The sequence below is a fragment of the Nocardioides dubius genome (assembly GCF_039528155.1).
Taxonomy (GTDB): Bacteria; Actinomycetota; Actinomycetes; order Propionibacteriales; family Nocardioidaceae; genus Nocardioides; species Nocardioides dubius.
The window spans coordinates 2,470-7,305 of record NZ_BAAALG010000007.1; the positions used below are offsets into that span (position 1 = coordinate 2,470).

6 protein-coding genes are annotated in these 4,836 nt (G+C 67.6%); 3 read left to right on the forward strand and 3 right to left on the reverse strand.

Features of this window, described 5'->3' with window-relative positions:
- Positions 1-12: 12 nt before the first annotated feature.
- On the reverse strand, positions 13-1,230 hold the full coding sequence (moeZ, locus tag ABD151_RS08805; protein ID WP_343993403.1) for an adenylyltransferase/sulfurtransferase MoeZ: 1,218 nt from the start codon (positions 1,228-1,230) through the stop codon (positions 13-15).
- 240 nt (positions 1,231-1,470) lie between these two features.
- Between moeZ and ABD151_RS08810 the strand changes: the two genes are divergently transcribed.
- Genes ABD151_RS08810 through ABD151_RS08820 form a run of 3 tightly spaced genes read left to right on the forward strand, consistent with a single transcriptional unit; the run spans position 1,471 to position 2,585 of the window.
- Positions 1,471-2,052: a TetR/AcrR family transcriptional regulator gene (locus ABD151_RS08810; protein WP_343993795.1), complete on the forward strand. Its 582-nt coding sequence runs from the start codon at positions 1,471-1,473 to the stop codon at positions 2,050-2,052.
- 23 nt (positions 2,053-2,075) lie between these two features.
- The gene (locus tag ABD151_RS08815; protein ID WP_343993405.1) at positions 2,076-2,300 is read left to right on the forward strand and encodes a DUF3107 domain-containing protein; all 225 of its coding nucleotides are present in this window, start codon (positions 2,076-2,078) and stop codon (positions 2,298-2,300) included.
- Between the two features lie 12 nt (positions 2,301-2,312).
- Positions 2,313-2,585, forward strand: coding sequence for a hypothetical protein (locus ABD151_RS08820; RefSeq protein ID WP_343993407.1), 273 nt, complete (start codon positions 2,313-2,315; stop codon positions 2,583-2,585).
- Positions 2,586-2,656: 71 nt separating this feature from the next.
- On the opposite strand, the gene ABD151_RS08825 is transcribed toward ABD151_RS08820, so the two are convergent.
- On the reverse strand, positions 2,657-4,234 hold the full coding sequence (locus ABD151_RS08825) for an MDR family MFS transporter (protein WP_343993409.1): 1,578 nt from the start codon (positions 4,232-4,234) through the stop codon (positions 2,657-2,659).
- Positions 4,231-4,752 (reverse strand): MarR family winged helix-turn-helix transcriptional regulator, encoded by a 522-nt coding sequence (locus ABD151_RS08830; protein WP_343993411.1) that lies wholly within the window; start codon positions 4,750-4,752, stop codon positions 4,231-4,233. Before ABD151_RS08830 ends, ABD151_RS08825 begins: the two co-directional genes overlap by 4 nt.
- Positions 4,753-4,836 lie beyond the last annotated feature (84 nt).

Genomic DNA, 4,836 nt, shown 5'->3' on the forward strand with positions numbered 1-4,836 from the left:
CTCCAGCGCGACTCAGTAGGAGGGCTGGCTGGGGTCGATCTGGTTCACCCAGGCGACCACGCCGCCACCCACGTGCACTGCGTTCTCGTAGCCGGCACCCTTGACGATCGCCAGGCACTCGGCCGAGCGGACGCCGGACTTGCAGTGCAGCACGATCTGCTTGTCGGAGGGCAGCTTCTCCAGGGCGGAGCCGTTGAGGAAGTCGCCCTTGGGGATCAGCACCGAACCGGGGATCCGGTTGATCTCGAACTCGTTGGGCTCGCGGACGTCGACCAGCACGAAGTCGGCCTGGCCCTCCTCGCGCTCCTTGAGCATGGTCTCAAGCTGGCCGACCGAGATGGTCGAGCCGACGGCTGCCTCAGCGGCCTCGTCGGAGACCGCGCCGCAGAAGGCGTCGTAGTCGATCAGCTCGGTCACCGTCGGGTTCTCGCCGCAGAGCGCGCAGTTCGGGTCCTTGCGGACCTTCAGCTTGCGGTACTCCATCTCGAGTGCGTCGTAGATCATCAGCTTGCCGACCAGCGGCTCGCCGGCACCGGTGAGCAGCTTGATGCCCTCGTTGACCTGGATCGAGCCGATCGAGGCGCACAGGACACCCAGCACGCCACCCTCGGCGCAGGACGGGACCATGCCCGGCGGCGGCGGCTCGGGGTAGAGGCAGCGGTAGCAGGGCGCGTTCAGCGACTCGCCGTCCTTGTCCACCGCGTGCGGGAAGAAGACCGAGGCCTGGCCGTCGAAGCGGTAGATCGAGCCCCACACGTAGGGGATCTTCAGGAAGTAGGCCGCGTCATTGACCATGTAGCGGGTCGCGAAGTTGTCGGTCCCGTCGATGATCAGGTCGTAGCCCTCGAACACCGAGTAGACGTTGTCGTTGTCGAGGCGACCCTCGTGCAGCACGACGTTGACCAGCGGGTTGATCTCCAGGACGGAGTCGCGAGCCGACTGCGCCTTGGGGCGGCCGACGTCGGACTGGCCGTGGATCACCTGGCGCTGCAGGTTGGACTCGTCGACCTCGTCGAACTCGGCGATGCCGAGCGTGCCGACGCCGGCCGCGGCCAGGTAGAGCAGAGCGGGCGAGCCGAGGCCACCAGCACCGATGACCAGCACCTTGGCGTTCTTGAGGCGCTTCTGCCCCGACATCCCGACGTCGGGAATGATCAGGTGGCGGCTGTAGCGGCGCACCTCGTCGATGGTCAGCTCGTCAGCGGGTTCCACGAGCGGGGGTAGGGACACGAGAAGTTCTCCTCGGCAATGGAGTGAGTGCTCTGACGACCCACTACAACACGGTTCTGTCCCTCCATGTTCCCTGCGCCGCCAAGGCAGCGGCTCACGATCCCGTCATCCGGACTCGGCGGCCTGCGGTCCGGCTTGTAGGCTGCGGTTGGTCGCCAGCAGGTGGGCGCCCAGTGAGGAGCACCGAGAGTGAGCACAGATCAGCACGGCGTCGGTGAGCCACGCCCGCGCGGAGCGCGCATGCCCCGCAAGGCGCGAAGGGCTCAACTACTCGAGTCGGCGCTGGAGGTCTTCGTCGCTCAGGGTTACCACTCGGCCGCGATGGACGACATCGCCGAGCGGGCCGGCGTCTCCAAGCCGGTGCTCTACCAGCACTTCCCGGGCAAGCTCGAGCTCTATGTGGCGCTGCTCGACGCCTCCTGCGACACCGTGATCGCGAGCTGTCGCGAGGCGCTGGCCTCGACCGACGACAACAAGCAGCGCGTGGCTGCCGCGATGAGCGCCTTCTACGACTATGTCGGCTCCGACTCCGGCGCCTTCCGCCTGGTCTTCGAGTCCGACCTGACCAACGAGCCCGGCATCCGCGAGCGGGTGGACCGGGTCACCACCGAGTGCGCCTCGATGATCACCGAGGTGATCCACGAGGACACCGGACTCCCCGACCGCGCCGCCAATCTGCTCGCCGTCTCCCTTGTCGGAATGGCACAGGTCAGCGCACGGTTCTGGGTCAATGACCCGGGCGAGATCAGCAAGGCAGATGCCACCGCACTGGTCTCCGCCCTCGCCTGGCGAGGAATCGCCGGGTACCCCAAGCACGACTAACTCCGCACGAAAGGACGTCCGCCATGGAGGTCAAGATCGGAATCCAGCAGGCTGCGCGCGAACTCGTCGTCGAGACCGACGTCGACGCGGAGACCCTGGAGAAGCAGGTCGCTGCCGCCCTCGAGGGTGGCGCGGCGCTCAGCCTGACCGACACCAAGGGCCGCAAGATCCTGGTTCCCGGCGCCAAGATCGCCTACGTCGAGATCGGCGGCGGCGTCTCCGGGCACGTGGGCTTCCTGCGCTCCTGACCCGGCTCTGAGGTGCAGCTCTACGACCTGCTCGCGGCGCTCGTCGGCGGCACTGCCGTCGGCGTCGCCGCGCGCGCTCTGGCCGACCGTCCCCCGCTCTGGGTCGCGGTGCTGGCCGGGGTCGCCGGGAGCCTGCTCGGCACCGTGCTCTACCTCAAGGTGTTCGGCTTCGAGCCCGAGACGCCCAACGTCGACTGGTGGCAGCACTTCTGGCAGCTCGCGGTCGCCGCGGTGGTGACACTGGTCGCCGTCCAGGTGATCCGTCTGGTGCCGCACCGCCGCTAGCACGAACGACAGAACGCCGGTGCCGCCCTCACGCAGCGTGAGGGCGGCACCGGCGTTCGTGCGTGGAGCGCTCAGTCGGCGGCCGGCTCCTGGCTCGTCTCGGCCGGCTGCGGCTGCTTGGCGATCGTGGTGCGCAGCTCGGCCTTCGGCATCCGCCAGATCGCCAACAGCGAGATGACGGCGATCGAGGCGGCAACCACGAAGATCAGACCGATGTCGTCCCCGTAGGCGTGTCGGATCGCCTCCACCGCGGACGGCGGCATGGCGTTGAAGTCCAGGCCCGACCCGGCCACCACAGCGGCCTCCTTGGGCGTGAGCTCACCACTCTTGACCAGGTCCCCGATCGAGACCGCGGAGGTCTCCGCGACCCGGTTCGCGAGCACCGCACCCAGCACCGCGATGCCGACCGTTCCACCGAGCGAGCGGAAGAAGGAGACCACGCCGCTGGCGGCGCCGATGTCCTTGACGTCGACGGTGTTCTGCACGACGAGCACCACGTTCTGCATCAGGGCGCCCTGTCCGAGACCCATCAGCACCATGAAGACGCTGATGTGCCAGATCGGGGTGTTGTGGTCGGTGGGGCCCATCAGTGCCAGGCCGATGATCAGCGCGACCGCACCGAGCATCATCACCGGCTTCCACTTCCCGGTGCGGGTGATGTAGGCACCCGAGCCGGTGGCGCCGATCATCGAGCCGAAGATCAGCGGGATCATGAGCAGTCCGGCCTGGGTCGGGGTGTAGCCCTGCGCAGTCTGGAAGAACTGGCTCAGGAAGACCGAGGTGCCGAACTGGGCGATGCCGACCGCGATGCTCGCCACGATGGCCAGCGTGGTGGTCCGCTCCATGATGATCCGCGGCGGCACCAGCGGCTCCGGGTGACGACGCTCGGTGCGCACCGCCAGCACGACGGCGATCAGCGTGCCGAGGAGGAAGTAGCCGGACTCCGCGGAGACCCAGTCGTAGTTCTTGCCGGCGAACGAGACCCAGATCAGCGGCAGGCTGGCTGCGATCGAGATGAAGAGCGCACCCCACCAGTCGATCCGGACCTTGCGCGGGGTGTGCCCCAGGTGCAGGAACTTCTGGATCATGCCCAACCCGACCAGCGTGATCGGCACCGCGATGAAGAAGCACCAGCGCCATCCCCAAGTGTCGACGATCAGGCCACCGAGCAGCGGGCCGGAGACGGTCGCCACCGCCATCACGGCGGCCATGTAGCCGGAGTACTTGCCGCGCTGGCGCGGCGGGATCAGGCTGCCGATGATGGCCTGGGTCAGCGCCATCAGGCCGCCAACGCCGAGGCCCTGCAGGCCGCGGGCGGCAAGCAGCTGCGGAACGTTGGAGACCAGTCCGGCGGCCAACGATCCGGCCAGGAACAGCAGTCCGGAGAGCTGGACCAGGAGCTTCTTGTCGAAGAGGTCGGCCATCTTCGCCCAGATCGGGCTGGACACGGTCATCGCGAGCAGCGTCGCGGTGACCACCCAGGTGTACTGGGACTGCGACCCCTCGAGGTCGCCGATGATCGTCGGCAATGCGGTGCTGACGATGGTCGAGCTGATCATCGCCACGAACATCATCGCCAGGAGGCCGGCGAGGACCTCCATGATCTCCTTGTGGCTCGGTTCAGCCACCTTCTCCTCTACGGGCGTCATCGCTCCTCCTCGGTTCGAAGGGCTGCCGCGGCATCACCCATGTTCTTGTTGTTCATCGAGTCGGCGAGGGCGCGCAGGGTCGCTGCCGCCTCTCGCATCTCCTCTTGGTCCCAGTCGCCGAAGTACTCGCGCATCACCGCGACGTACATCTGCTTGAGCTCGCCGAGGCGGGCATGGCCCTCCTCGGTGATCTCGACGATCTCCGCTCGCCGGTCCTCCGGGTCGCTGTAGCGACTCACCAGCGCCGTCTCGGCGAGCATCGCGAGCTGGCGGCTCACGGCGGAGGCGCCGATCCCGAGCTGCGAGGCGAGCTGTCCCGGCCGCATCGGGCCGTGGTCGGCCAGGGCCCTCAGCAGGGCTGCGTCGCCGCGCCGCAGGCCACGGTTGGTGTGGTTGCGGTGCAGCACCGAGCGCAACACCCGGGCGACGGTGAACAGGTTGATCGCCAGCTCCTCGACGGAGTCGTCGCACGGCCCAGCCGGCGGCGGCATCGCAGAGGCGACAGAATCGTTGACCATGAGAACTATTGTGCACCCCAATAGTTCTCGTGATCAAGTTTCACCTAGTGAAGCATTCGTCACATCCCAGGAGACGGCGGGCGG